This window comes from Streptomyces sp. NPDC002032 (assembly GCF_042890765.1).
Taxonomy (GTDB): Bacteria; Actinomycetota; Actinomycetes; order Streptomycetales; family Streptomycetaceae; genus Streptomyces.
This window is the reverse complement of the sequence record NZ_JBIASM010000003.1, coordinates 626,344-650,269: the sequence shown is the minus strand read 5'-3', so window position 1 is coordinate 650,269 and position 23,926 is coordinate 626,344. Positions and strand designations below refer to the sequence as shown.

20 protein-coding genes are annotated in these 23,926 nt (G+C 72.2%); 8 read left to right on the top strand and 12 right to left on the bottom strand.

The annotated features are described in order from the left end of the window. Positions 1 to 997: 997 nt before the first annotated feature. From ACFYYT_RS11075 to ACFYYT_RS11055, 5 genes are all read right to left on the bottom strand, one after another. Positions 998 to 2,395: an FtsW/RodA/SpoVE family cell cycle protein gene (locus ACFYYT_RS11075; RefSeq protein WP_351829685.1), complete on the bottom strand. Its 1,398-nt coding sequence runs from the start codon at positions 2,393 to 2,395 to the stop codon at positions 998 to 1,000. Further along, positions 2,383 to 3,621: an LCP family protein gene (locus ACFYYT_RS11070; RefSeq protein WP_351829683.1), complete on the bottom strand. Its 1,239-nt coding sequence runs from the start codon at positions 3,619 to 3,621 to the stop codon at positions 2,383 to 2,385. Before ACFYYT_RS11070 ends, ACFYYT_RS11075 begins: the two co-directional genes overlap by 13 nt. Positions 3,622 to 3,716: 95 nt before the next feature. Further along, entirely contained in the window at positions 3,717 to 5,081 is a 1,365-nt protein-coding gene (locus tag ACFYYT_RS11065; protein ID WP_351829681.1) for a HAMP domain-containing sensor histidine kinase, read from the bottom strand. After that, positions 5,074 to 5,754 (bottom strand): response regulator transcription factor, encoded by a 681-nt coding sequence (locus ACFYYT_RS11060; protein ID WP_351829679.1) that lies wholly within the window; start codon positions 5,752 to 5,754, stop codon positions 5,074 to 5,076. The genes ACFYYT_RS11065 and ACFYYT_RS11060 overlap by 8 nt, the downstream gene beginning before the upstream one ends. A 101-nt stretch (positions 5,755 to 5,855) precedes the next feature. Beyond that, positions 5,856 to 6,296, bottom strand: coding sequence for a DUF6234 family protein (locus tag ACFYYT_RS11055; RefSeq protein ID WP_351829676.1), 441 nt, complete (start codon positions 6,294 to 6,296; stop codon positions 5,856 to 5,858). A 299-nt stretch (positions 6,297 to 6,595) separates the two neighbouring features. Between ACFYYT_RS11055 and groES the strand changes: the two genes are divergently transcribed. Next, positions 6,596 to 6,904: a co-chaperone GroES gene (gene groES, locus ACFYYT_RS11050; RefSeq protein WP_008739621.1), complete on the top strand. Its 309-nt coding sequence runs from the start codon at positions 6,596 to 6,598 to the stop codon at positions 6,902 to 6,904. A gap of 133 nt (positions 6,905 to 7,037) precedes the next feature. Then, positions 7,038 to 8,666: a chaperonin GroEL gene (gene groL / locus ACFYYT_RS11045; protein ID WP_351829673.1), complete on the top strand. Its 1,629-nt coding sequence runs from the start codon at positions 7,038 to 7,040 to the stop codon at positions 8,664 to 8,666. A gap of 188 nt (positions 8,667 to 8,854) precedes the next feature. Here the strand turns inward: groL and ACFYYT_RS11040 are convergent, their stop codons facing one another. Together ACFYYT_RS11040 and ACFYYT_RS11035 are read right to left on the bottom strand one after the other, a co-directional pair. Next, positions 8,855 to 9,562 carry an ester cyclase gene (locus tag ACFYYT_RS11040; RefSeq protein ID WP_351829671.1) on the bottom strand — a complete coding sequence of 236 codons (708 nt, stop codon included), beginning with the start codon at positions 9,560 to 9,562 and terminating at the stop codon, positions 8,855 to 8,857. Between the two features lie 64 nt (positions 9,563 to 9,626). Then, positions 9,627 to 10,400 (bottom strand): SDR family oxidoreductase, encoded by a 774-nt coding sequence (locus tag ACFYYT_RS11035; protein WP_351829669.1) that lies wholly within the window; start codon positions 10,398 to 10,400, stop codon positions 9,627 to 9,629. A gap of 141 nt (positions 10,401 to 10,541) precedes the next feature. Here ACFYYT_RS11035 and ACFYYT_RS11030 point away from each other — a divergent pair, with 141 nt between their 5' ends. Beyond that, the gene (locus ACFYYT_RS11030) at positions 10,542 to 11,453 is read left to right on the top strand and encodes a LysR family transcriptional regulator (RefSeq protein ID WP_351829667.1); all 912 of its coding nucleotides are present in this window, start codon (positions 10,542 to 10,544) and stop codon (positions 11,451 to 11,453) included. A 146-nt stretch (positions 11,454 to 11,599) separates the two neighbouring features. On the opposite strand, the gene ACFYYT_RS11025 is transcribed toward ACFYYT_RS11030, so the two are convergent. Continuing rightward, positions 11,600 to 11,926, bottom strand: coding sequence for a WhiB family transcriptional regulator (locus ACFYYT_RS11025; protein WP_351829666.1), 327 nt, complete (start codon positions 11,924 to 11,926; stop codon positions 11,600 to 11,602). 379 nt (positions 11,927 to 12,305) lie between these two features. Here ACFYYT_RS11025 and ACFYYT_RS11020 point away from each other — a divergent pair, with 379 nt between their 5' ends. From ACFYYT_RS11020 to ACFYYT_RS11005, 4 genes are all read left to right on the top strand, one after another. Beyond that, complete coding sequence (locus ACFYYT_RS11020; protein ID WP_003948568.1) at positions 12,306 to 12,917, top strand: response regulator transcription factor; 612 nt, start codon at positions 12,306 to 12,308, stop codon at positions 12,915 to 12,917. A 345-nt stretch (positions 12,918 to 13,262) separates the two neighbouring features. Further along, entirely contained in the window at positions 13,263 to 13,892 is a 630-nt protein-coding gene (locus ACFYYT_RS11015) for a sigma-70 family RNA polymerase sigma factor (protein ID WP_351829663.1), read from the top strand. Positions 13,893 to 14,074: 182 nt separating this feature from the next. Beyond that, the gene (guaB, locus tag ACFYYT_RS11010; protein WP_351829660.1) at positions 14,075 to 15,583 is read left to right on the top strand and encodes an IMP dehydrogenase; all 1,509 of its coding nucleotides are present in this window, start codon (positions 14,075 to 14,077) and stop codon (positions 15,581 to 15,583) included. 186 nt (positions 15,584 to 15,769) lie between these two features. Further along, positions 15,770 to 16,894 carry a GuaB3 family IMP dehydrogenase-related protein gene (locus ACFYYT_RS11005; RefSeq protein WP_351829658.1) on the top strand — a complete coding sequence of 375 codons (1,125 nt, stop codon included), beginning with the start codon at positions 15,770 to 15,772 and terminating at the stop codon, positions 16,892 to 16,894. 63 nt (positions 16,895 to 16,957) lie between these two features. Here ACFYYT_RS11005 and ACFYYT_RS11000 read toward each other — a convergent pair whose 3' ends face one another. The 4 genes from ACFYYT_RS11000 to ACFYYT_RS10985 all read right to left on the bottom strand — a co-directional run bounded on the left by ACFYYT_RS11000 (position 16,958) and on the right by ACFYYT_RS10985 (position 21,838). After that, positions 16,958 to 18,754: an insulinase family protein gene (locus ACFYYT_RS11000; RefSeq protein WP_351829655.1), complete on the bottom strand. Its 1,797-nt coding sequence runs from the start codon at positions 18,752 to 18,754 to the stop codon at positions 16,958 to 16,960. A gap of 11 nt (positions 18,755 to 18,765) precedes the next feature. After that, a complete protein-coding gene (locus ACFYYT_RS10995) occupies positions 18,766 to 19,734 on the bottom strand; it encodes a hypothetical protein (protein WP_351829653.1) in 969 nt (322 codons plus the stop codon). Between the two features lie 137 nt (positions 19,735 to 19,871). After that, on the bottom strand, positions 19,872 to 20,342 hold the full coding sequence (locus ACFYYT_RS10990) for a hypothetical protein (RefSeq protein ID WP_351829650.1): 471 nt from the start codon (positions 20,340 to 20,342) through the stop codon (positions 19,872 to 19,874). Positions 20,343 to 20,608: 266 nt separating this feature from the next. After that, entirely contained in the window at positions 20,609 to 21,838 is a 1,230-nt protein-coding gene (locus tag ACFYYT_RS10985) for a nucleotide sugar dehydrogenase (RefSeq protein ID WP_362133620.1), read from the bottom strand. A gap of 274 nt (positions 21,839 to 22,112) precedes the next feature. Between ACFYYT_RS10985 and ACFYYT_RS10980 the strand changes: the two genes are divergently transcribed. Beyond that, on the top strand, positions 22,113 to 23,819 hold the full coding sequence (locus tag ACFYYT_RS10980; protein ID WP_351826781.1) for a glycerol-3-phosphate dehydrogenase/oxidase: 1,707 nt from the start codon (positions 22,113 to 22,115) through the stop codon (positions 23,817 to 23,819). The last annotated feature ends 107 nt before the right edge of the window (positions 23,820 to 23,926 follow it).

The window sequence follows — 23,926 nt, the reverse complement described above, 5'->3', positions numbered from 1 at the left end:
GCCACCCTTGACCGACCGTCCCGTCCCGGAAAGACTAAAGACTGCCGGGAAGCCCCAGAAGGACGGCCAGGGGGCGGTGAGACCGGTCCTATCCTCGTCAGGGAGCCAAACCCCTCCCCATGAGGCCCAGGTGGACCCGACATCCGGCCCGTGCGCCTCGCATTCCGGGCCGGGGGCGGCCAGACCACACCAGACAGCGATACGACGAGCCTGCGGCTCCAGCAGAAGCCCCCGCGCATCAGATCGCTACGCGCTTCGCCCGGCATAGCGTCCGCCGCCCGTCTGTGGCTGGACATAAGCCGCCCAAGGCGAAGAAATGGCCCTACTTGACGAGCGACCGCCCCCCGGCGGACGGAGAGCGGCGACCGCCCCCCCCGCAGACGGAGATCGGCGGATGGAGATCGTCAGATGACGCTCGACAGACCACGATCGCCCTCAACCCGCATGAAAACTCACTCTCGTCGCTCTCTCACTCCAACACGGCCGCAGACGCGTGACTGCCGGCCCTGGACGAGCCTTGGGCGGCTTATGTCCAGCCCCAGACGGGCCGCAGACGCTATGCCGAGAGAAGCGCGTAGCGATCCGATGCGCCGAACGTCCCGCTCGGTTGTTCTGGTCGCTGTTTGGTGTGGTCTGGCTGCCCCTGGCGCCGAATGTGGTCTGGGAGGGCCGGACATCGGGCCCACCTGGGTGTCCTCGGCGGTGGGGGTCTCGGCTCCCTGATGACGATCGGCCAGGCTCTCTGCCCCGTGAACGTTCTTTTGGGGGTTTCCCGGCAGTCTTCGTTTTTCCGTGGCGGGACGGTCGGTCAAGGGTGGCCGAAGGCCATCGCGAAGCGACGCGACGAAGGAGCGCCCTTGAGGGACCGGCACGACACGGAAGGACGATGAGACTGACGGGAGACCACCAAACCCTCCCTGATGCTGCTCCGCGAAGACCCCGCCCCCCGGACCCCGCCCCCCCCCGGACCCCGCCCCCCCACCCCCGCCCCGCCCCCTCACCCCGCCGCGACCAGGGGGGTGATCGTGGTTTCCGCCGGGCCTCGGGCGTCCGCTTCGCGTTGGCGCTCCGCGCTGTCGCTGATGCGCAGGAGCAGGGCGATCATGATCCAGTTGGCCAGGAGCGAGGAGCCGCCCTTCGCCAGGAAGGGCAGCGCCTTGCCGGTCAGGGGGATCAGGCCCGTGACGCCGCCCGCCACCACGAAGACCTGGAGCGCCAGCGCCGAGGCCAGGCCCACCGCCAGCAGCTTGCCGAAGGGGTCGCGCGCGGCCAGCGCCATCCGCAGGCCCCGCTGCACGAGGAGCGCGTAGAGGAGCAGGACGGCCATGACGCCGGCCAGGCCGAGCTCCTCGCCGACCGTGGTCAGGATGAAGTCGCTGCGCCCCGCGAACTTGATCAGCTCCGGGTGGCCCATCCCCAGGCCGGTGCCCGAGACGCCGCCGGTGCCGAAGCTGAACAGCGCCTGCGCCGACTGGTCGGAGGTGACGCCCGGCGGGCGGTCCTTCCAGTAGTAGGACAGCGGCTCCAGCCAGGCCGCCACGCGCGCCTTCACGTGCGGCTCGGTCGAGCCCACCACGAAGGCGCCCACGGAGGCCATGAGCAGCCCGCACACGATCCAGCTGGTGCGCTCGGTGGCCACGTAGAGCATCACCACGAAGACGCCGAAGAAGATCAGCGAGGTGCCGAGGTCGCGCTCGAAGACCAGGACGAGCATGGACACGATCCACACCGTGATGATCGGTCCGAGCTGCCGCATCGGGGGCAGCCGCATGCCCAGGAACTTCCGGCCGGTCAGCGCCAGGGAGTCGCGGTGGATGACCAGGTAGCCCGCGAAGAAGATCGCGATCATGATCTTCACGAACTCGCCGGGCTGGAGCGAGAAGCCGAAGAGGATGATCCAGCGCTTGGCCCCGTACGTGTCCGCGCCGAAGAACGCGGGCGCGATCAGCAGCACCAGCGCGACGGCCATGGTGATGTAGATGAACCGCTGGAGCAGCCGGTGGTCGCGCAGCAGCGCCACCACCAGGATGCAGGCGGCGACCCCGACCACCGTCCACATCAGCTGGCCGGGCGCGTTCGCGTCGGACCCGTACCGCTCGATGTACCCCTGGTCGAGACGGTGGATCAGCACCAGGCCGAGCCCGGTCAGCAGCATGGCGAGCGGGAAGATCAGCGGATCCGCGTACGGGGCGAACCGGCGGATGCCCAGGTGCCCCACCAGGGAGAGCAGCGTCATGCTGATGACGAAGCTGGTGAGCTGCTGCGGCAGCTCCCCGTTCATCGCCAGACCGGCGCTCACATGGCCGAAAACCGCGATGCCGATGACGAGGAGCAGCAGCAGCGCTTCGGTGCGGCGGCGGGCGCCCGAAGCCGTCAGCGGCCTCAGTCCACGCACGGGACGCCGCCGCCGTCGATGGTGCCGGGCTCTTCCCCCGGTGACGGGGGCGACGGCGGTGATGAGGGTGACGCCGACGGCGGTGATGAGGGTGACGCCGGCGGCGACGAGGGGGGAAGGGGAGCAGAGGACATGGCGCTCGGTGCACTCGGGGTGGCAGTGGTCTGGGGACCGATCTGCTCGGCAATGAGGCGCTTTATCTTCATATCATCTACGACGTTGATGTCCTCCCCATGGTTCCTTCCGAACCCCTCGACGGGGAGTGTCGTAAACCGCACTTTTCCGCCGGACAGGTTCTTCGCCTGCTTCACGAACCCCAGCAGGTCCCAGCCCGCGTCCGTCACGACGTCCTCCTTCGCCGTGTCGATCAGCCTGAGCAGCTTCACCGGGTCCGTGAAGGTCCCGGCCGAGTTCAGCTTCTGCGTCGCGCCCGCCAGGAAGGCCTGCTGCCGCTTCGTCCGGTCCAGATCCCCCATGGCCAGCCCGTGCCGCTGCCGTACGAAGGCCAGGGACTGCCGGCCGTTCAGGGTCTGCCGGCCCGCGGGGAAGTCAGCGCCGGAGTACCGGTCCTTCACCGGCTTCTTCAGGCACACCGGTACGCCGTCCAGCGCATCCGCCAGGTGGTAGAAACCGGCCAGGTTCAGCTCGGCGAAGTGGTCGACCGGGACGCCGAGGAAGCCGCGCACCGTGTCGATCTGTGCCCTGCGCCCCGCCTCGCGCCCCTCCTGCTCCAGCCGCCGCCGGTCGCGCACCCCCTGCGCCGACAGCTGGTCCTCCCGGGCCGCCTTCGCCAGCCCGTACGCCTTCTTGACCTTGTCCTTGCCCCGCCCCGGTATGTCCACGAAGTCGTCGCGCGGGATCGAGAAGGCCTGCGCCCGGCCGCCGTCGCCCGGGACGTGCAGCAGGATCAGGGTGTTCGCGTTGTAGCCGCCGATGTCCGAGCTGCCCGCGTGCAGCTGGTCCAGGACCTCCTCGGGCAGCGGGTCGCCGTTCTGGTCGCGGCGGCTGTCCAGGCCCATGAGCAGGATGTTCACGTCCCCGTGCGCCGATTTCTCGGCGCCCTCCAGGGCCTTGGAGCTGCCGATGCTCGATGCCAGGTCCCGGTAGACGTACCAGGCGGTGCCGCCCGCCATCACCGTCAGGGCGCAGCCCGTGATCAGCAGGGTGCGGCCGATCCGCCGCGGCGAGGGCCGGCGGCGGCTGGTCTTCCTCCGTTGCGCGCTCATGCCTGACGATGCTCGCGCAGACCCGCTGAAGGAATCCTGAGCGCGCAGCAGCCCCCCACGCGCCCGCCCCGCCCCGCCCCCTCAGCCTCGCCCCCTCACCCCCTCCCCGGGATCCGCAGCCGCAGCCGCGCTCCGCCGCCCGGCGCCGGCAGGGCGCGTACGTCGCCCCCGTGGGCCCGCGCGATCTCCCGGGCGATGGCCAGCCCCAGCCCGGTGCCGCCGCTCGCGCGGCCCCGGTCGGCGTCGAGGCGCACGAACCGCTCGAAGACCCGGTCGCGGTCCGCCTCCGGGATGCCCGGCCCGTCGTCGGTCACCTCCAGCACCGCCCAGCCGTCCTCGGCGGCGGTCCGGACCAGGACCCCGGTACGGGCGTGCCGCAGGGCGTTGTCCACCAGGTTGGCCAGGGCCCGCTCCAGCCGCGCCGGATCCCCGTACGCCGGTACGGGCGCCCGCGCCTCCAGCCGCAGCGGCACCCGGGGAGCGGACCGCCGGGCCGCGTCCTCCGCCGCGAGCAGCGCCAGGTCCACCGGTTCGGCGGGGCGGGGCGCGGGTCCGCCGTCGAGGCGGGCCAGCAGCAGCAGGTCGGCGGCGATCCGCTGGAGCCGTTCGGTGTCGGCCAGCGCGGCGGCCACCGACTCCCGGTCGGGGTGCTCCCGGGCGAGGGCGATTTCCAGCCGGGCGCGGACGGCGGCCAGGGGGTTGCGCAGTTCGTGCGAGGCGTCGGCGGTGAACTGGCGCTGGCGGGCGTCGGAACGCTCCAGCCGGTCGAGGGTGTCGTTGACGGTCCGGGCCAGCCGGGCGATCTCGTCGGCGCCGCCGGGGTCGGGGACGCGCCGGTCCAGCTCGCTCGCGGTGACGGCGGCCAGCTCGGTGCGGATCGCGGTGACGGGGCGCAGCGCGTGTCCGGTGACCCACCAGGCCAGGGCCGCGGAGAAGGCGATCAGCGGGGGCGCGCCGGCGAGGAGTCCGAGGGCGGTGGCGCGGGTGGCGTCGTCGACGTCGCTGAGCACGGTCATCGCGTACACGGCGTAGGGGGCGTGCGGGTCGTGCGCGCCGGGCGGGCCGGGGGTGGTGACCACCACCGCCGTGCGCCGTTCCGCGCCGGGGTGGGCGGGCGGGAGGACGGTTGCGCGGGAGTCCTGGCCGGGGGCGGGCCGCAGTGCGGTGAGGCCGGGGACGTCCTGGGGGCCGCCGCTGGTGGCGACCGTCCGGCCGGCCGCGTCCCGTACGAGGACCAGGTCGACGCCGCTCTCGGGCGCGGGCAGCCGGCCGCCGGGCGGCAGCGTCCGGGTGTCGAGCTGGGCGGCGACCTTCCGGGCGGCCAGCTCGGTGCGGCCGGTGGTGTTGTCGAGGAGGTTGGCGCGCGTGAGGGTGAACAGCCACAGTCCGCCGGTGGCCAGGACGGCGGCCATCGCGAGCGCGGCGGCCAGGGCGGCCCGTGCGCGGACGCTGCTAACCACCGTCGGGGGCCATCCGGTAGCCGGTGCCGTGGACGGTGAGGATGGAGCGCCGGCCGAAGGGGGCGTCGATCTTCTTGCGCAGGGAGGAGACGTAGACCTCGACGATGTTGGGGTCGATGCCGTGGGGCGCGTCCCAGACCTCGTCGAGGATGTCCTGTTTGGCGACGGCCCGGCCGGGGCGCTCCATCAGGCAGGCGAGCACGCCGAGCTCGCGCGCGGTGAGCTCGATGTCGATCTCGCCCCGGCGGCAGCGGCGGTCCTGCGGGTCGAGGACCAGGTCGCCGGCGCGCAGCACGGTGGGTTCGGGGGCGGCGGCGCGGCGGGCGAGGGCGCGCAGGCGGGCGCCGAGCACGACGAAGGAGAACGGTTTGGTGAGGTAGTCGTCGGCGCCCGCGTCCAGGCCCTCGGCCTCGTCGTACTCGCCGTCCCTGGCGGTCAGCATCAGGACGGGGGTGGGGTCGCCGTGGGCGCGCATCCGGGCGCAGATCTCGGCGCCGCCGAGGCCCGGGAGCATCAGGTCCAGCAGGACGGCGTCGTACGGCCCGCCGGTGAGGGCCAGTTCCAGCCCGCGGTGGCCGTCGCGGGCGACCTCGACGCGGTGGCCGTCGGCGGACAGGCCCTGGCGGAGGGACTCGGCCAGGTTGTCTTCGTCTTCGACCACGAGGATGCGCACGGCTCAACTGTCACACACGGGCTACAGGGCACACACGGGCCAACCATCACATACTGCCCATCTCGCACGCGCCGCCCGGCCGCCGCCGCGCGCCGGCCGGATCACCCTCCCGGACACGCGTGGTCGTCCCCGCCGCCGGCGCACGGCCCGTACGTCCCCCCGTGCCCCGGCGCGCCGTGCCCCGGCGCGGGCGCGGGCGCCGGCCGCAGCTCGTCGCGGGACTCGACGGCGATGGCCGCGGTGCCCAGGAGGATCACCGCGCACACCAGGGCCTGGACGCATCCGGTGACGGGGGCGCGGCGGCGGAAGGCGCGCCCGGAGAGGACGGCGGCGCCCGCGGCCGCCAGCACGAGCCCGCCCAGCACCCAGATCAGGACCCGGCGCCCGCGGCCCTCGTCACTGCCGCCGGGGTCCCAGGCGGCGAAGACCGAGCAGTAGAGGCCCGCGGCGATGACGGCCGCCTCCAGTACGGTCAGCAGCAGGGCCCCGGCGAGGTCCGCGGCCCAGCCGGGCCCGCCGCGCCCACTCGGTGTCGTCGTCATGGACGCAGTGTGGTCCGGGGGCGGCCGCCGACGCCTGAGTACGGGTACTCAGGCTGCCCCGGGGCCGTCCTCGGACCGCCGCCCGGGGGGCTGAGGAGAGGCCGGATCGCGACGCCGCGCGCAGCTGGATTGGCACTCCGCTTGACCGAGTGCTAATCGCCGGAATAGTGTCGCACCTGGCACTCGCCACTGGTGAGTGCCAACGCAGCGACAGGTAGGTCCGGCACCCGCGACGACGGATCGACCTGGTCGCCACCCCAGACAGTTAACCCCGGATCTCCGAAGGGGGAGGTCGGATCGTGACGACCACCAGCTCCAAGGTTGCCATCAAGCCGCTTGAGGACCGCATCGTGGTCCAGCCGCTCGACGCCGAGCAGACCACGGCCTCTGGCCTGGTCATCCCGGACACCGCGAAGGAGAAGCCCCAGGAGGGCGTCGTCCTCGCGGTCGGTCCCGGTCGCTTCGAGGACGGCCAGCGTCTCCCGCTCGACGTCACCGTCGGCGACGTCGTCCTGTACTCCAAGTACGGCGGCACCGAAGTGAAGTACAACGGCGAGGAGTACCTCGTCCTCTCGGCCCGCGACGTGCTCGCGATCGTCGAGAAGTAAGACACTTCTCCAGTTTTTGTTTGAGCTACGCCCCTGGTCACCCCTGCTGATGCCGGGCGGCGAGGGGCGTAGTTCGTTCCAGGCGGTCGCGGTGAGCGGCCGGGGATCGCAACGAGAGGGCTGAACCGCTCCCATGCCGAAGATTCTCAAGTTCGACGAGGACGCCCGTCGCGCTCTCGAGCGCGGCGTCAACAAGCTTGCCGACACGGTCAAGGTGACGATCGGCCCCCGCGGCCGCAACGTCGTCATCGACAAGAAGTTCGGCGCTCCCACCATCACCAACGACGGTGTCACCATCGCCCGCGAGGTCGAGCTGGACGACCCGTACGAGAACCTGGGCGCCCAGCTGGTGAAGGAGGTGGCGACCAAGACCAACGACATCGCGGGTGACGGCACCACCACCGCCACCGTGCTGGCCCAGGCGCTGGTCCGCGAGGGTCTGCGCAACGTCGCCGCGGGCGCCTCCCCGGCCGCCCTGAAGAAGGGCATCGACGCCGCGGTCAAGGCCGTGTCCGAGGAGCTCCTCGCGACCGCCCGTCCGATCGAGGACAAGTCCGACATCGCCGCCGTGGCCGCGCTCTCCGCGCAGGACTCGCAGGTCGGCGAGCTCATCGCCGAGGCGATGGACAAGGTCGGCAAGGACGGTGTCATCACCGTCGAGGAGTCCAACGCCTTCGGCCTGGAGCTGGAGTTCACCGAGGGCATGGCCTTCGACAAGGGCTACCTCTCGCCGTACATGGTCACCGACCAGGAGCGTATGGAGGCCGTCCTCGACGACCCGTACATCCTGATCAACCAGGGCAAGATCTCCTCCATCCAGGACCTCCTGCCGCTGCTCGAGAAGGTCATCCAGGCCGGCGGCTCCCGCCCGCTGCTGATCATCGCCGAGGACGTCGAGGGCGAGGCGCTCTCCACCCTCGTCGTCAACAAGATCCGCGGCACCTTCAACGCGGTCGCCGTCAAGGCCCCCGGCTTCGGTGACCGCCGCAAGGCGATGCTCCAGGACATGGCCACCCTCACCGGTGCCACCGTCATCGCCGAGGAGGTCGGCCTCAAGCTCGACCAGGCCGGTCTGGACGTCCTCGGTTCCGCGCGCCGCGTGACCATCTCCAAGGACGACACGACCATCGTCGACGGCGGCGGCAACAGCGCTGACGTCGCGGGCCGCGTCAACCAGATCAAGGCCGAGATCGAGTCCACGGACTCCGACTGGGACCGCGAGAAGCTGCAGGAGCGCCTGGCGAAGCTCGCCGGCGGCGTCTGCGTCATCAAGGTCGGCGCCGCCACCGAGGTGGAGCTCAAGGAGAAGAAGCACCGCCTTGAGGACGCCATCTCGGCGACCCGCGCCGCGGTCGAGGAGGGCATCGTCTCCGGCGGTGGCTCCGCGCTCGTCCACGCCGTCAAGGTCCTGGAGGGCAACCTCGGCCTGACCGGCGACGAGGGCACCGGCGTCTCCGTCGTCCGCCGCGCCGCCGTCGAGCCGCTGCGCTGGATCGCCGAGAACGCCGGCCTCGAGGGCTACGTCATCACCTCGAAGGTCGCCGAGCTCGACAAGGGCCAGGGCTTCAACGCCGCCACCGGCGAGTACGGCGACCTGGTCAAGGCCGGCGTCATCGACCCGGTCAAGGTCACCCGTTCCGCGCTGGAGAACGCCGCTTCCATCGCCTCCCTGCTGCTCACGACCGAGACCCTGGTCGTCGAGAAGCCGGCCGACGAAGAGGCCGACGCCGGTCACGGCCACGGTCACGGCCACAGCCACTGAGGCTGACGCCGCCTGACGCGTGAGAAGGCCCTGGTCACCGCTGCCGAGCGGGGGTGACCAGGGCCTCTTGCGTGCCCGGCGGGATCGGGCGGGATCCGGGCGGGATCCGGCGGATCCGGGCGGTGGCCGGCTGATCCGGGCGGTGTCCGGCTGATCCGGCGGTGCCCGGCGTCAGGCGCCGCCACCCGTCAGGACGGCCGGCCTTGTGCCATGCCCAGCTGCCGCATCAGCCCGGGGGCGTCGTAGTACCACCAGTCCTCCGCGATCTGCCCGTTCTCGATCCGGCAGGTCGTGCTGCCCGACATGGAGACTTCCCGGGCGGTCGGGGCCATGCCCATGAACTCGCCCCGGTGCGTGCCGCGCCAGTCCCACAGGGTGGTGACGCAGTCCCCTTCGGCGAGCTGGCGCGTCAGGGAGAAGGTGAAGTCGAACGCGTCGCGCCACATGGAGATGGTGCGCCGCACTCCGTCCCGGCCGTTGCCCCGGCCCTCCGTGTCCATCATGTCGTGGCTGATGTAGTCGGCCGCGATGCACTCCTCGATGACGTCGAAGTCACCCTTGACCGCGATGTCCTCGAAGAACCGGTTCGCGACGAGCTTGTTGAGGTACTCGTCGCGGACCACGTCGAGGTTCATGAAGGTGGGCATCCCCTCGCAGAGGGCGACCATCTCCTGGAACATCCGGTCGGTCTCCGGGAGGTGAGAGTTCCTCATGGCCTCCTCGTACGAGGGGAATTCGACGAGGTCCACGTAGTGCGTCCGCGCGTCCCGATCCCGGCCGATCATGGTGTGGGTGACCGTGCGCCTGCCACTGGTCTGTTCCGCGTAGCGGTCGATGAGGGCGTTCATCTCCTCGAACCGCGTGGTCTCGTAATCGATTACCTGTACGAATGTCATCGGGTCGCCTCCCGCGGTGGATGGGACACGTCCAGTTTAGGGAGATTTCACCCGGTCGGCCGGGTTACTGGGGTCCGTACTTGCGGCCCGTACGGGAGGACACCCCGCCGAGCAGCCCGCGCGGCGCCAGCTTCACCACGCCCATCAGCGCCTTGTACCGGGGGTCCGGGATCGACACGGTCTTGCCGCGCGCCAGGTCGGCCAGCGCGGCCGCCACCAGCTTGTCGGCGTCCAGCCACAGCCAGCCGGGGATGTTGTCGGTCCCCATGCCCGCCCGCTGGTGGAACTCGGTCCGTACGAAGCCCGGGCACAGCGCCATCAGCCGCACCCCCGAGCCCGCGAGGTCCTTCGCGGCGCCCTGGGTGAACTGCACGACCCAGGCCTTGCTCGCGCCGTAGGTGCCGCGCGGGACGAAGGCGGCCACCGAGGCCACGTTGACGACCCCGCCGCGCCCGCGCGAGCGCATCGACTCGGTCGCCGCCGAGGTCAGCCGCAGCACCGCCTCGATGTGCACCTTGATCATGGTCAGCTCGTCGGCCATGGAGACCTCGAGGTAGCGGCCCTTGTTGCCGAACCCCGCGTTGTTGACCAGCAGGTCCACGGGGTGCGTACGGTCCCCGAGGCGGGTCTCGACCGACGCGATGCCCTCCTCCGTGGAGAGGTCGGCGGCCAGCACCTCCGCCTCGATGCCGTGCCGGTCGTGCAGCTCCGTGGCCTGCTCGGCCAGCCGCTTGGTGTCGCGGGCCACCAGTACGAGGTTGTGTCCCTGGGCGGCCAGCCGCCGGGCGAAGGCGGCGCCGATGCCCGCCGTGGATCCCGTAATCAACGCAGTCGTCATGTGCGCAACCTAGCCGCCGTCCCGATCGGCGTCCGTACCCGAGCGGGTGCATCCGTGAGGGCCGGGTGCCGCCGGGCGGGTCTGCTCAAAGGGGCGGTGGAACATTGGCGTCGGGGTCAAAGTCTGACTTATGCTCGAAAGGTGATTGAGGCACGCCATCTCCGGGTCCTGCGCGCTGTCGCCGGGACCGGGTCCTTCTCCGCCGCCGCCCGCGAACTCGGCTGCACCCAGCCCGCCGTCTCCCAGCAGATGAAGGCGCTCGAACAGTCGGCCGGCACCCCGCTGCTGATCCGCACCGGCCGCGAGATGCGGCTGACCCAGGCCGGCGAGGCCCTGGTGCGGCACGCCGCCGGGATCCTGGCCGGGCTGACGGCCGCCGAGGAGGAGGTCGCGGCCATCGCCGGGCTGCGCGCCGGGCGGGTGCGCCTGGTCTCCTTCCCGAGCGGCAGCTCGACCCTGGTGCCCACCGCGCTCGCGGCGATGCGCGCCGCGCACCCGGGCACCCGGATCTCGCTGGTCGAGGCGGAGCCGCCGCGGTCCGTGGAGATGCTGCGCGAGGGCGACTGTGATCTGGCGCTGGCCTTCCGCTACGGGGGCGACGGCGGCGGGGAGCGCGGGGCGGCCGCCGAATGGGAGGACCTGGTGGTCACCCCGCTGCTGACCGACCGGCTCGTCGGGCTGGTTCCCGAGGGCCACCGACTGGCGGGGGCCGAGCGGGTCGGCATGGCGGAGCTGGCCGAGGAGCCCTGGATCGCGGGCTGTCCGCGCTGCCGCCGCCATCTGGTGGAGGTGTGCGAGGGCGTGGGGTTCACCCCGCGCATCGACTTCGCCACCGACGACTACCCGGCCGTGGTCGGCCTCGTCGGGGCCGGTCTCGGGGTGGCGGTGCTGCCGGAGCTGGCGGTGGAGTCCGTACGGGCCAAGGGCGTGAGCACCCTGGCCGTGGAACCCGCCGTGGAGCGGGAGATCGTGGCGCTGACGCTGCCCGACCTGGCCCGCGTACCGGCGGTGGCGGCGACCCTGGGCGAACTGGTGCGGGCCGCCGCGCGCTGACCGGGCCCCTCCCGGCGGTGACCGGGGAGGCGGTGCGGCCGGACGCGTGACGGCCCGGACCTGGTGCCGCGAGCCGGCGCTGCCCGGCTGCGGTGAAGAAACCCGTGGTGAAGAAACGTTCCTTCGGGTGTTTCGGCGGTGTCCGGTCAGTGAGGGGCGATGGGGCCGATCGTGGTCGAGGCGGGGATCAGGCGGTGCCGGGCGCGGCCCATCAGCTCCTCGCGTTCGTCTTCGGTGAGGCCGCCCCACACCCCGTAGGGCTCGCGGACGGCGAGTGCGTGCGCGGCGCATTCCGAGCGCACCGGGCATCTCATGCAGACCTCTTTAGCCGAGGCCTCGCGCGCACTCCTGGCCGCGCCCCGCTCGCCTTCCGGGTGGAAGAACAGGGAGCTGTCGACCCCGCGGCAGGCAGCCAGCAGCTGCCAGTCCCAGAGGTCGGCGTTCGGTCCGGGGAGGCGGGAGAAATCTGCCATGGGTAGTCCCTCTTGTGCCGGTACTGAGGCGGATACGGTCCATGTCTCCACACCTACTGTCGTAGTAGATGTAAATATGACTCATTGGGAATCTAGCCTCAGACACATGCCAAACGGAAGAAAAGCCGCCAAATAGGGCATAGCTCCAGATGGAGGACAGATACCTTGCGCCTCCCGTGTCGTGATCGCTTCCTCACGTAGAGTGCCGAAGGTGTCCGTCCGACCCGTAACTCTTTCGAGTGACCGTCGTTGAGAGAGCGAGTGCGGTTGAACCGAGAAGTTCCCGGACAGGTGTCCGAGAGCATCGATCGCACAGGTGACGATACGTACCAGCCTGGAGGCTCAAGGTGACGCGCATCAGCAGCTGCGGAGGGCGGTCATGACATCCGTCCTCGTCTGCGACGACTCCCCGCTTGCCCGAGAGGCGCTCCGTCGCGCGGTTGCCACCGTGCCCGGCGTCGAGCGTGTGACGACGGCTGCCAACGGCGAGGAAGTCCTCCGCCGCTGGGGTGCCGACCGCTCCGACCTGATTCTGATGGATGTACGGATGCCGGGGCTGGGCGGTGTCGAGACGGTCCGCCGGCTCTTGTCCGCCGATCCCGGCGCCCGCATCATCATGCTGACGGTCGCCGAGGACCTGGACGGGGTGGCCCTCGCGGTCGCCGCCGGCGCCCGCGGCTACCTGCACAAGGACGCCTCGCGCGCCGAACTGCGGGCCACGGTCACCCAGGCGCTCGCCGACCCGACCTGGCGACTGGCCCCGCGCCGGCTCCGCTCGGCCGAGATGGGCGCCGCGCCCACGCTCACCGCGCGCGAGATCCAGGTGCTGGAGGGCATGAGCCACGGCCGGTCCAACGCGGAGATCGGGCGCGAGCTCTTCCTCTCCGAGGACACGGTCAAGACCCACGCCCGCAGGCTCTTCAAGAAGCTCGGCGCCTCGGACCGCGCGCACGCCGTGGCGCTCGGCTTCCGCTGGGGCCTCGTCCGCTGATCCGCCGCGGCCGACGGGCGGCCGTCCGGAACGCTCCCGTCCGCCTCTGGCGGACGGGGCGGCAGTTCTCCGGCCGCCGTCGAACGTCCTGTCGTACCCGGTGACCCGCCGGGGATTGGCAGGGCACAATCCGGGGGACGTGTCGCTTCGGGCGCGATGCCGCATCCTTGGTGGTGTGCCGCATTCTTGGAGAGGTCGAGTCCCCGGGTCCCCGGGGGCGACGATTCGGGCCGAGCGGAGGGGAGGGCGCACATGATGAGTTCCGGCGCACCCGCTCATAACGCTTCGATGCACAACACGGACCACGGCGGCGCGAATGCTCCGGCGCCAAGGCACCATGGATTGATGCGCGACGACGAGGCCCTGGGGTCACCCGCGGCCACAGGCCCCACCGGCGCCGCCGGAGGCGGCAACGTCGGGCCCGTCAGCGCGCTCGTACGCCGTGCGGTGGAGGGTGACGAGCAGGCCACGCACGATCTGCTGGCCTTCGTTCACCCCCTCGCGATCCGCTACTGCCGGACCCGGCTGTCACGGCTCCCCGGTGATGCTCGTCACTTCGTGGAGGACCTGGCGCAGGAGGTCTGCGTCGCCGTCCTGATGGCGCTGCCCCGCTACCGGGACACCGGGCGCCCCTTCGAGGCGTTCGTCTTCGCCATCGCCGCGCACAAGGTCGCCGACCTCCAGCGGGCCGCCATGCGGCATCCGGGGAGCACGGCCGTCCCCTCCGACGAGATGCCGGAGCGGCCGGACGACTCGCTGGGCCCCGAGGAGCGGGCACTGCTCAGCAGTGATGCTGCCTGGGCCAAGAAGCTGCTGGCCAATCTGCCGGAGAACCAGCGCGAGCTGCTCGTGCTGCGGGTGGCCGTCGGGCTGACCGCCGAGGAGACCGGGCAGATGCTCGGCATGTCCCCGGGGGCGGTCCGGGTCGCGCAGCACCGGGCGCTGAGCCGGCTGCGGGCGCTCGCGGAACAGTAGGGCCGCCGAGGGCCGCCCGAAGGCCGTCGTCGGCTTGCCGGAGCCTCCGGGCCTTCCGTCGAACGGCGGAATCCTCGTAGGAAACGACGAAACTTCTGCTTGACCTTGGTCGTGGAATGAGACGCGTCGGGATCCCGTTAGCATGGACATCCGCGCTGAGCAAGACCATTTGGGAAGGTGTCATGACCGACAGCGGTTCGACCGGAGTACCCGATAAATTCGCCACGCTCGGACTGACCTACGACGACGTGCTGCTGCTGCCGGGCGCGTCGGACATGTCGCCTGACGCGATCGACACCTCCTCCCTCATCTCGCGCAACGTCCGCGTGAACGTCCCGCTGCTGTCCGCCGCGATGGACAAGGTCACCGAGTCCCGCATGGCCATCGCGATGGCCCGCCAGGGCGGCGTCGGCGTGCTGCACCGCAACCTCTCCATCGCCGACCAGGCCAATCAGGTCGACCTGGTCAAGCGCTCCGAGTCCGGCATGGTCACCGACCCGATCACGGTGCACCCGGACGCGACGCTGCGCGAGGCCGACGAGCTGTGCGCGAAGTTCCGCATCTCGGGCGTCCCGGTCACCGACCCGGCGGGCAAGCTGCTCGGCATCGTCACCAACCGCGACATGGCCTTCGAGTCGGACCGCGGCCGCCAGGTGCGCGAGGTCATGACCCCCATGCCGCTGGTCACGGGCAAGGTCGGGATCTCCGGCGTGGACGCCATGGAGCTGCTGCGCCGCCACAAGATCGAGAAGCTTCCGCTGGTCGACGAGGCGGGTCTGCTCAAGGGCCTCATCACGGTCAAGGACTTCGTCAAGGCCGAGAAGTACCCGAACGCCGCGAAGGACAAGGACGGCCGCCTCCTCGTCGGCGCGGCCGTCGGCGTCGCCGGTGACGCGTACGAGCGCGCCCAGGCGCTGATCGAGGCGGGCGCCGACTTCATCGTCGTCGACACCGCCCACGGCCACTCCCGCCTGGTCGGCGACATGGTCGCCAAGATCAAGTCGAACTCCTCGGTGGACGTCATCGGCGGCAACATCGCCACCCGCGAGGGCGCCCAGGCGCTCATCGACGCCGGCTGCGACGGCATCAAGGTCGGCGTCGGCCCCGGCTCCATCTGCACCACCCGCGTCGTCGCGGGCATCGGCGTCCCGCAGGTCACCGCGATCTACGAGGCCGCGCAGGCGGCCAAGGCCGCGGGCGTCCCGGTCATCGGCGACGGCGGCCTGCAGTACTCCGGCGACATCGCGAAGGCCCTGGTCGCGGGCGCCGACACGGTGATGCTCGGCTCGCTGCTCGCGGGCTGCGAGGAATCCCCGGGCGAGCTGCTCTTCATCAACGGCAAGCAGTTCAAGTCGTACCGCGGCATGGGCTCGCTCGGCGCGATGCAGACCCGCGGCGACCGCAAGTCCTTCTCCAAGGACCGGTACTTCCAGGAGGGCGTGGGCGGCGACGACAAGCTCATCCCCGAGGGCATCGAGGGCCAGGTGCCCTACCGCGGCCCGCTCTCCGCGGTCGTGCACCAGCTCGTCGGCGGCCTGCGCCAGTCGATGTTCTACGTCGGCGGCCGTACGGTCCCCGAGCTGCAGGACCGGGGCCGCTTCGTCCGGATCACCTCGGCGGGCCTCAAGGAGAGCCACCCGCACGACATCCAGATGACGGTCGAGGCGCCGAACTACAGCCGCAAGGGCTGAAGCGCGTGAGGTGAGGGGCGGATCCGGCGGAAGGCGCCGGGTCCGCCCCTCCGCCGTGTGCGCGTACGGTCCGCGCCGGCGGGTGCCTCCGTACCCGCGGGTGCGTCCGTACAGCGGTCACCGCGACGCAAGGCCCCGCCCGTCGGGGATACTGGACGGGCAGACCCACAGGAAAGGCCACCACACGTGACTGAGATCGAGATCGGGCGCGGCAAGCGCGGCCGCCGGGCGTACGCCTTCGACGACATCGCCATCGTCCCCAGCCGGCGTACCCGGGACCCGAAGGAGGTCTCGATCGCCTGGCAGATCGACGCGTACCGCTTCGAGCTTCCCTTCCTGGCCGCCCCCATGGACTCGGTGGTCTCCCCGCAGACCGCGATCCGCATCGGCGAGCTCGGCGGCCTCGGCGTGCTGAACCTCGAAGGCCTGTGGACCCGCTACGAGGACCCGCAGCCGCTGCTGGACGAGATCGCGGAGCTGGACGAGGCGTCCGCGACCCGCCGTCTCCAGGAGATCTACTCCGCGCCGATCCAGGCGGACCTGATCCGCCGGCGCATCAAGGAGGTGCGCGACTCGGGCGTCGTCACCGCCGCCGCGCTCTCCCCGCAGCGCACGGCCGAGTTCTCCAAGGCCGTCGTGGACGCGGGCGTGGACATCTTCGTGATCCGCGGCACCACCGTCTCGGCCGAGCACGTCTCCGGCGCCGCCGAGCCGCTGAACCTGAAGCAGTTCATCTACGAGCTCGACGTCCCGGTCATCGTGGGCGGCTGCGCCACCTACACGGCGGCCCTGCACCTGATGCGCACCGGCGCGGCGGGCGTGCTGGTCGGCTTCGGCGGCGGCGCCGCGCACACCACGCGCAACGTGCTCGGCATCCAGGTCCCGATGGCCACCGCCGTCGCGGACGTGGCCGCGGCCCGCCGCGACTACATGGACGAGTCCGGCGGCCGCTACGTGCACGTCATCGCCGACGGCGGCGTGGGCTGGTCCGGCGACATCCCGAAGGCCGTCGCCTGCGGCGCGGACGCCGTGATGATCGGCTCCCCGCTGGCCCGTGCCACCGACGCGCCCGGCAAGGGCAACCACTGGGGCATGGAGGCCGTCCACGAGGACGTGCCGCGCGGCAAGAAGGTCGACCTCGGTACGGTCGGCACCACCGAGGAGATCCTCACCGGCCCGTCGCACAGCCCGGACGGATCGATGAACATCTTCGGCGCGCTGCGCCGCTCGATGGCGACCACCGGCTACAGCGAGCTCAAGGAGTTCCAGCGGGTCGAGGTCACGGTCGCGGATTCGCAGCACAGCCGCTGACGCGTCGGCGCGACGGTCCTGAGGGCCGGTACCCCGCTGGGGGTGCCGGCCCTCGGGCGTGTCTCAGCCCAGTCCGCGCCCGCGGCGGCGCAGGCACACGCCCCACGGGACGAGAAAGACGGACGCCACGACCCAGGACGCGGCCACCATCGGCCAGCCCAGCGCGTCGGCGGGGTCCGTGTCGACCTCGGCCAGGGTCAGCAGGGCGCAGACGGCGGTGAGGAGCAGGGCGGGGATGCCGAGCAGCCAGAGCACCGCCGTGAGCCAGGCCGTACGTCCCTTCGGCGCGGCGGGCCGCTCCGCCGGGCGGGGCCGGGGGATGCGGTCGGCGTCGCGGGGCGGCATCCGGACCACGGCGGCGGGCGGGACGCCGCCGTCCAGGGGGGCCAGTTCGGTGGCGCCGATCCCGTAGAGGGCGGGTTCGACGGCGAGGGTGAAGCCGTCGTGGCCGACCAGGTGGCGGGCCCCGTCGGGGTAGGCGTGCACGAGGGAGCAGTCGGCGTAGCGGACGGTGACCCGTCCGTTCGGGCCGACGAGGCTGACTCCGTCGCCCGCCACGAGGAGGGCGGTCTTCGGGTCCTCCAGCGAGGTGTAGCGCCGTCCGGTGACCAGGTCGGCGGAGCCGGTGGGCGCCGCGGTGAGCCCGGCCCAGTCCAGGCCCCGGCCGGGGGCCTGCACCAGGGCGTCGGCCCACACCTCGCGGGCGATCCGGTGGAGGTCGGCGACGGTGACCGCCTCCAGCTCGGCGCGGGCCTCGGCGAAGGTGAGCGGGCGGTGTCGCAGCAGCAGGTCCATGGCCTCCGCGGGGAGCCGGGCGACGGCCGGCTCGGGGATGTCGTACCGGGCGAGCGCGGTCGCGCGTACGGAGTCCAGGTCGGCCTGCTCGATGCGGCCCGCGCGGAGCTTGGCGAGGAGGTCGACGAAGGCGCCGACCATCGCGTCCTGCTTCTTGGGCAGGGCGTCGGCGTACGCGGTGACGGTCGCCCGGCCGGTGTCGCGCGGGTGGTACTCGGCGGCGGCGGTGTAGGAGTAGCCGCCCTTCTGGCGCAGTTCGCGGAAGAGTTCCTTGCCGAGGACTTCGGCGAACAGGCTGCCGGCGGTGGAGCGGGGGATCACCGAGCTCAGGACGATTCCGCCGTCGTCGCCCCGGAACCAGGCGGGGGTGGCGGGCAGTGCGGTGGTGGGCTCGGGGGTGGGGCGCCAGGTGCCGGTGGGGAGGGTGAGGTCGAGGCCGTCGGGGACGGTGTCGCAGGTCATCCACAGGACGGCGTTCTCGGCGGTGAACCAGGTGCGCGCCCAGTCGCGGACGTCGTCGGCGCTGAGCCCGTGCAGGCCGGCCTCGGCGTAGCTCGTCAGGCCGTAGCCGCGGGCGCCGTAGCGCCACAGCGGCATGGCGTGGCCGGGGCCGTGGCTGCGGCCGGCGGCCTCGGTGCGCAGGATCTCCTTCTCGGTCTCCAGCCGGTCCATGGGCAGGTCGCGCAGGGCCGCGCACACGCCGTTGAGGTACTCGACCACGTCGGCCGGGGTGCCCGTGACGTGGAAGTGGGTGTGGACGGCGGCGGTGGCGCCGTTGTAGTGGAGGTCGCCCAGGCCGTGGTGGTGCAGGGCGAGGTGCTCGACGAGGTGGGTGACGCCGCTGGTGGCGAGGGTTTCGTCGGCGCGTCCGACCCGGAAGAGCAGGCCCGCGGTGACGGGGCCGGAGCCGGGGGCGAGGACGGTGCGGATGCCGCAGGTGGTGGTGTGCGTGATGCCGTCGGGGGTGGTGTGCGCGGCGGTGTCCGGCGCGGGGGTGCCGGTGGGGGCGTGCGCGGCGGTGTCCGGCGCGGGGGTGGTGTGCGCGGCGGGGGTCTCGGTGGTCATGGTGGCCTTCCTCAGCCCTTGGCCAGTGCGGTCTTGCGGTGACGGGCGAACGCGGCGGCGTGGTCGCCGTTCAGGTAGCCCCAGGGGTAATCGCAGGCGCGGTCGCCGAGGGCACGGAAGTGCGGGGCGGCCTCGGCGTGGCGGCCGGCCGCGCTGTGCACGGCGGCGAAGTCGTTGTGGGCGTTGACCGTGCGGAAGGCGTCGGGGCGGGCGGCGGGGTGCAGGACGGAACGGGCGGCGGCCTCCTGGAGCGCGGTGTGCTGCTCGGGGGCGCGCAGATACGTTTCTGCGGCGCTCTTGCCGTGGTCCTGGCACAGCTCCAGATACCGCTCCATCTGGACCTCGGCGACGAGGGCGCCGTTCGGGCTGCCCTCGGGCGCGGCCCGGGCGCAGACGCGGGCGAAGCCCTGTGCCTCCTCCCAGCCGCCGCCCCATTTGGGGCAGAGCTGCTGGAGCAGTTGGGCCTGCCCGGAGAAGTGGTGGGGGTGGTGCTCGGTGAGCCGCTCGTAGCGGCGCATGGCCTCGCCCTGGCCCAGTTCGAGCCCGCGGGCGGTGGTCAGGCGCAGGCTCCAGGCGGCGCCGAAGTCCGGGTGCGCGGCGCAGACGTCGATGAGCAGGACCTCGGCGCGCCGCAGGTGCGCGTGGAAGGAGTCGAACTGCTGCCGGCTGACGTGCTGCGCACGTGCGGCGCTGCGGATCTCCCAGCCGCGGTGGACCAGCGCGGTGGCGAGCAGGGTGGCGAAGAGCGGGTCGCCGGGGTGGCGGCCGGTGTGGTCCCGGAGGAAGGCCTCGGCGTCGGGCGTCTTCGCGACGGTCCAGCAGGCGAGGGCGCGGTCGTCCTCGTCGGGAAGGGCTTCGTAGGCGGCGGCAACGGATGCCGCGTCCTTCAGCCGGACGGCGGAGCGCAGGGCGGCCAGGGCCGGGAAGTGCTCGGTGGGATCGAGGAGCGGCCGGCCGATCGGCGGCGTGAGTGCAGACACGCGCGGATCATATGACCGGCGCCGTCGCTCCCGACAGGGATTTCGGCGGCCATTTCCGAGGGCGTCTTGCCTGGTCAGAGCCGCGTACGCGGGTGAATCGGAGCGAATCGCTCCGATTCACCCGCGGCGGACGGAGCTCAGTGGGCGCTCTTGCGGGCCGTCTGGAACGCGGCGTAGCCGCCGACGGCGAGGAAGAGGAACGTCATGGCGCTGGAAGCTTCCTTCCAGGCGTCGACCAGCGGGGAGACGCCGAGGTTCAGCACGTCGAGCGTGCTGAGCTGGAGCTGGTCGCCCGCGATCCAGGCGATGCCGTAGATCTGGCCCGCGAAGACGGCCGCCAGGGCGAGCACGACGCTGACGACCGGCAGCAGGGGGTTGGCTCCGCCCACCTTGCCCGCGGCGAAGCCGACCAGGGCGCCGACGCCGACGGCGGCGTAGCCGACCTGGTAACCGGTGGCGCCGATGATCGCGCCGTACACACCGGCCGTGACCAGGGCCGCCACCACGGCGGCGACGATGCCGAGGCCGATGTTGCCGGAAGGCGCGGGAGCCGGCGCGGGCACCTCGGTGTAGGACGAGGGCGCGGGCGGCTGGAAGTTCTGGCTCATCGGAAATCCCCCCCAGGGATCAGGACGCACCTGCGCCGGTCGAGCGTAAGTGCGAGATAAGTGATGCCGCACGCTAACAGGGGGTGCCGACATCCGAAGGGGGGATTTCGGGCGTACGGGCGGGACGGTGCAGGCCGTGACCGGACCGGGACCCGTCCGTGACCCGCGGGCGCGGCGGGGCGCGGCGGGGCGCGTCGCCTGCGCGGCGGGGCGCGGCGGGGCGCGTCGCCTGCGCGGCGGGGCGCGGGGCGGGTCCCGGGGCCGGGTCAGAGGCGGTGGGCCGCCCCGGCCGGGCTGGCGCCCCGGGTGTCGAGGAGCAGCTGCGCCTTCACGGCGAGGCCTTGCAGGTCGTAGGTGCGGTGGTGCTGGAGCAGGATCGTCAGGTCGGCGTTGGCGGCCGCCTCGTAGAGCGAATCCGCGCGCGGCACGGGCTGGTCGCGCACCCGCCAGCCCGCGATGTACGGGTCGTGGTAGCTGATCACGGCGCCGAGGTCGAGGAGCCGGCTGGCGATCTCGCGCGCCGGGGAGCCCTCCTGGTCGGCGAGGTCCTGCTTGTACGTGACCCCCAGCAGCAGCACCCGCGCGCCCCGGGCGGACTTGCCGTGCTCGTTCAGCAGGGCGGCGGAGCGCTGGATGACGTACTGCGGCATCCGGTCGTTGATCTCCTGCGCCAGGCCGACCATGCGCAGCGGGTGGCCCGGGGTGCGGGTGGTGTGGGGGAGGTAATTGGGGTCCAGGGGGACGCCGTGTCCGCCCACGCCCGGGCCGGGGCGGAAGGCCTGGAACCCGTACGGCTTCGTCTCGGCGCACCGGACGACGTCCCACAGGTCGACGCCGAGGTCGTGGCACAGCACCGCCATCTCGTTCATGAGGGCGATGTTCACGTGCCGGTAGTTGGTCTCCAGGAGCTGGACCGTCTCGGCCTCGCGCAGGCCGCGGGCGCGCACCACCTTCTCGGTGAGGCGGGCGTAGAAGGCGTGCGCGGACTCGGTGCAGGCGGGGGTGAGGCCGCCGATGACCTTGGGGGTGTTCGCGATGCCGTGGGTGCGGTTGCCCGGGTCGTGCCGGCTGGGGGAGTAGGCCAGGTGGAAGTCGCGCCCCGCGCGCAGTCCGGAGCCGCTCTCCAGGACGGGGCGCAGGTAGTCCTCGGTGACGCCCGGGGGGACGGCGGATTCGAGGATCACGGTGGTGTGCGGGCGCAGCCGTGCGGCGAGCGCGCGGCCCGCCTCGCCGACGGCGCTCAGGTCGATCGCGCGGTCGGCGCCCAGCTGGGTGGGGGCGCAGATGACGGCGGTGCGGACCCGGCCGAGCTCGGCGGGGTTGGTGGTCACCCGGAAGCCGGCCGCCGACATGCGGCGGATCTCGGCGGCCGTGAGGGTGCTGTCCGTGGTGGGGCCGCTGTCGTAGCCGACGGTCTCGATTCCGGCGGCGACGGCCGCCTGGGCGAGGGGGAGGCCGAGGTGGCCGAGTCCGATGACGGCGAGATCTGCGGGCATGGGGGGCCGTCCCTTCCCTTCCCTGGCATGAGGGGGCGGTGCGCACGCGTTCCCGGGGCAGGGGACCGGAGAGGCCCGCACGCCCCCGGGAGCAGGCGCAATGTCAGACTAGGCGTATATATGACAGATATGTCGCATTGTGCGGCGGTGGCTACCGTTGTGTTGTCCACAGGCGGTGGCTGAAGTCGGTGAGGCCGGTCAGAATCGTGAACGGGAGATGTGAGCGGGATCACCCGCATCGAGCGGGTTCGGCCCGCAGCAACGGGAGGCAGCCGTGAGGACAGCGACACTGGGACCGGTGCAGCGCGCGGAGGCGCTCGCCGCGATGGCCGAGCGCGAGCTGGACGTGCTGGTCGTCGGCGCGGGAGTGGTCGGCGCCGGCACCGCGCTGGACGCCGTGACCAGAGGCCTCTCGACGGGCCTGGTGGAGGCCCGGGACTGGGCTTCCGGCACGTCGAGCCGGTCGAGCAAGCTGATCCACGGCGGGCTCCGCTACCTGGAAATGCTCGACTTCGCCCTCGTCCGGGAGGCCCTGAAGGAGCGCGGGCTGCTGCTGGAGCGGCTCGCCCCCCACCTGGTCAAGCCCGTCCCGTTCCTGTACCCGCTCCAGCACAAGGGCTGGGAGCGGCTCTACGCGGGCTCGGGCGTGGCCCTCTACGACGCGATGTCGGTCTCCAGCGGCCACGGACGGGGCCTGCCCACCCACCGGCACCTCTCGCGCCGCAGGGCGCTGCGGATCGCGCCGGCCCTGCGCAAGGACGCCCTGGTGGGGGCCCTGCAGTACTACGACGCCCAGATGGACGACGCGCGCTACGTCGCCACGCTGGTGCGGACCGCCGCGGCGTACGGGGCGCACTGCGCCAACGGGGCGCAGGTGGTCGGCTTCCTGCGCGAGGGCGAACGGGTGGTCGGCGCGCGGGTGCGGGACGTGGAGGGCGGCGGCGAGTACGAGATCCGCGCCAAGCAGGTCGTCAACGCGACCGGGGTGTGGACGGACGACACGCAGGCGCTGATCGGCGAGCGCGGACAGTTCCACGTCCGGGCGTCGAAGGGCATCCACCTGGTCGTACCGAAGGACCGCATCCATTCGAGCACCGGGCTGATCCTGCGCACCGAGAAGTCCGTCCTCTTCGTGATCCCGTGGGGCCGGCACTGGATCGTCGGCACCACGGACACCGACTGGGACCTGGACAAGGCCCACCCGGCGGCGTCGAGCGCCGACATCGACTACCTGCTGGAGCACGTGAACTCCGTACTGGCGGTGCCGCTGACCCGGGACGACGTCCAGGGGGTCTACGCGGGGCTGCGGCCGCTGCTCGCGGGGGAGTCGGACGCGACGAGCAAGCTCTCGCGCGAGCACACGGTGGCCCACCCGGTGCCGGGGCTGGTGGTGGTGGCCGGCGGCAAGTACACGACGTACCGGGTCATGGCGAAGGACGCCGTCGACGAGGCGGTGCACGGGCTGGACCAGCGGGTGGCGCCGTGCGTCACGGAGGACGTCCCGCTGGTGGGGGCCGAGGGGTACCGGGCCCTGTGGAACGGCCGGGCCGGGACGGCGGCGCGGACCGGACTGCACGTGGCGCGGGTGGAGCACCTGCTGAACCGGTACGGCTCCCTGACGGAGGAACTCCTCGACCTGATCGTGGCCGACCCGGGGCTGGGCGAACCGCTGACCGGAGCGGACGACTACCTGCGGGCCGAGGTCGTCTACGCCGCCTCGCACGAGGGCGCCCGGCATCTGGACGACGTGCTGACGCGACGGACCCGGATCTCGATCGAGACCTTCGACCGGGGGACCCGATCGGCCAGGGAGTGCGCGGAATTGATGGCTCCGGTGCTCGGGTGGGACAAGGGGCAGATCGAGAGGGAAGTCGAGCACTACGAGAAGCGGGTACAGGCGGAACGCGAATCGCAGCGCCAGCCGGACGACCAGACGGCGGACGCGGCGCGGCTGGGAGCGCCCGACATCGTTCCGTTGTAACTCCGCGACGCGGGCGGGGGAACCGTCGGACCCGGGGCTCCCGTCCGATGCGGAGTGAGCAACAATGAGGTTTCTGCCGGGGTGGGTTACCGTCCCCTCCGGCGGCT

Excerpts from the sequence above, each read along its gene's own strand:
- ACFYYT_RS11070 (WP_351829683.1), bottom strand. The coding sequence starts at position 3,621 with ATGAGCGCGCAACGGAGGAAGACCAGCCGCCGCCGGCCCTCGCCGCGG.
- ACFYYT_RS11055 (WP_351829676.1), bottom strand. The coding sequence starts at position 6,296 with ATGACGACGACACCGAGTGGGCGCGGCGGGCCCGGCTGGGCCGCGGAC.
- groL (WP_351829673.1), top strand. The coding sequence starts at position 7,038 with ATGCCGAAGATTCTCAAGTTCGACGAGGACGCCCGTCGCGCTCTCGAG.
- ACFYYT_RS11040 (WP_351829671.1), bottom strand. The coding sequence starts at position 9,562 with ATGACATTCGTACAGGTAATCGATTACGAGACCACGCGGTTCGAGGAG.
- ACFYYT_RS11035 (WP_351829669.1), bottom strand. The coding sequence starts at position 10,400 with ATGACGACTGCGTTGATTACGGGATCCACGGCGGGCATCGGCGCCGCC.
- ACFYYT_RS11025 (WP_351829666.1), bottom strand. The coding sequence starts at position 11,926 with ATGGCAGATTTCTCCCGCCTCCCCGGACCGAACGCCGACCTCTGGGAC.
- ACFYYT_RS11020 (WP_003948568.1), top strand. The coding sequence starts at position 12,306 with ATGACATCCGTCCTCGTCTGCGACGACTCCCCGCTTGCCCGAGAGGCG.
- ACFYYT_RS11015 (WP_351829663.1), top strand. The coding sequence starts at position 13,263 with ATGCGCGACGACGAGGCCCTGGGGTCACCCGCGGCCACAGGCCCCACC.
- guaB (WP_351829660.1), top strand. The coding sequence starts at position 14,075 with ATGACCGACAGCGGTTCGACCGGAGTACCCGATAAATTCGCCACGCTC.
- ACFYYT_RS11000 (WP_351829655.1), bottom strand. The coding sequence starts at position 18,754 with ATGACCACCGAGACCCCCGCCGCGCACACCACCCCCGCGCCGGACACC.
- ACFYYT_RS10990 (WP_351829650.1), bottom strand. The coding sequence starts at position 20,342 with ATGAGCCAGAACTTCCAGCCGCCCGCGCCCTCGTCCTACACCGAGGTG.
- ACFYYT_RS10985 (WP_362133620.1), bottom strand. The coding sequence starts at position 21,838 with ATGCCCGCAGATCTCGCCGTCATCGGACTCGGCCACCTCGGCCTCCCC.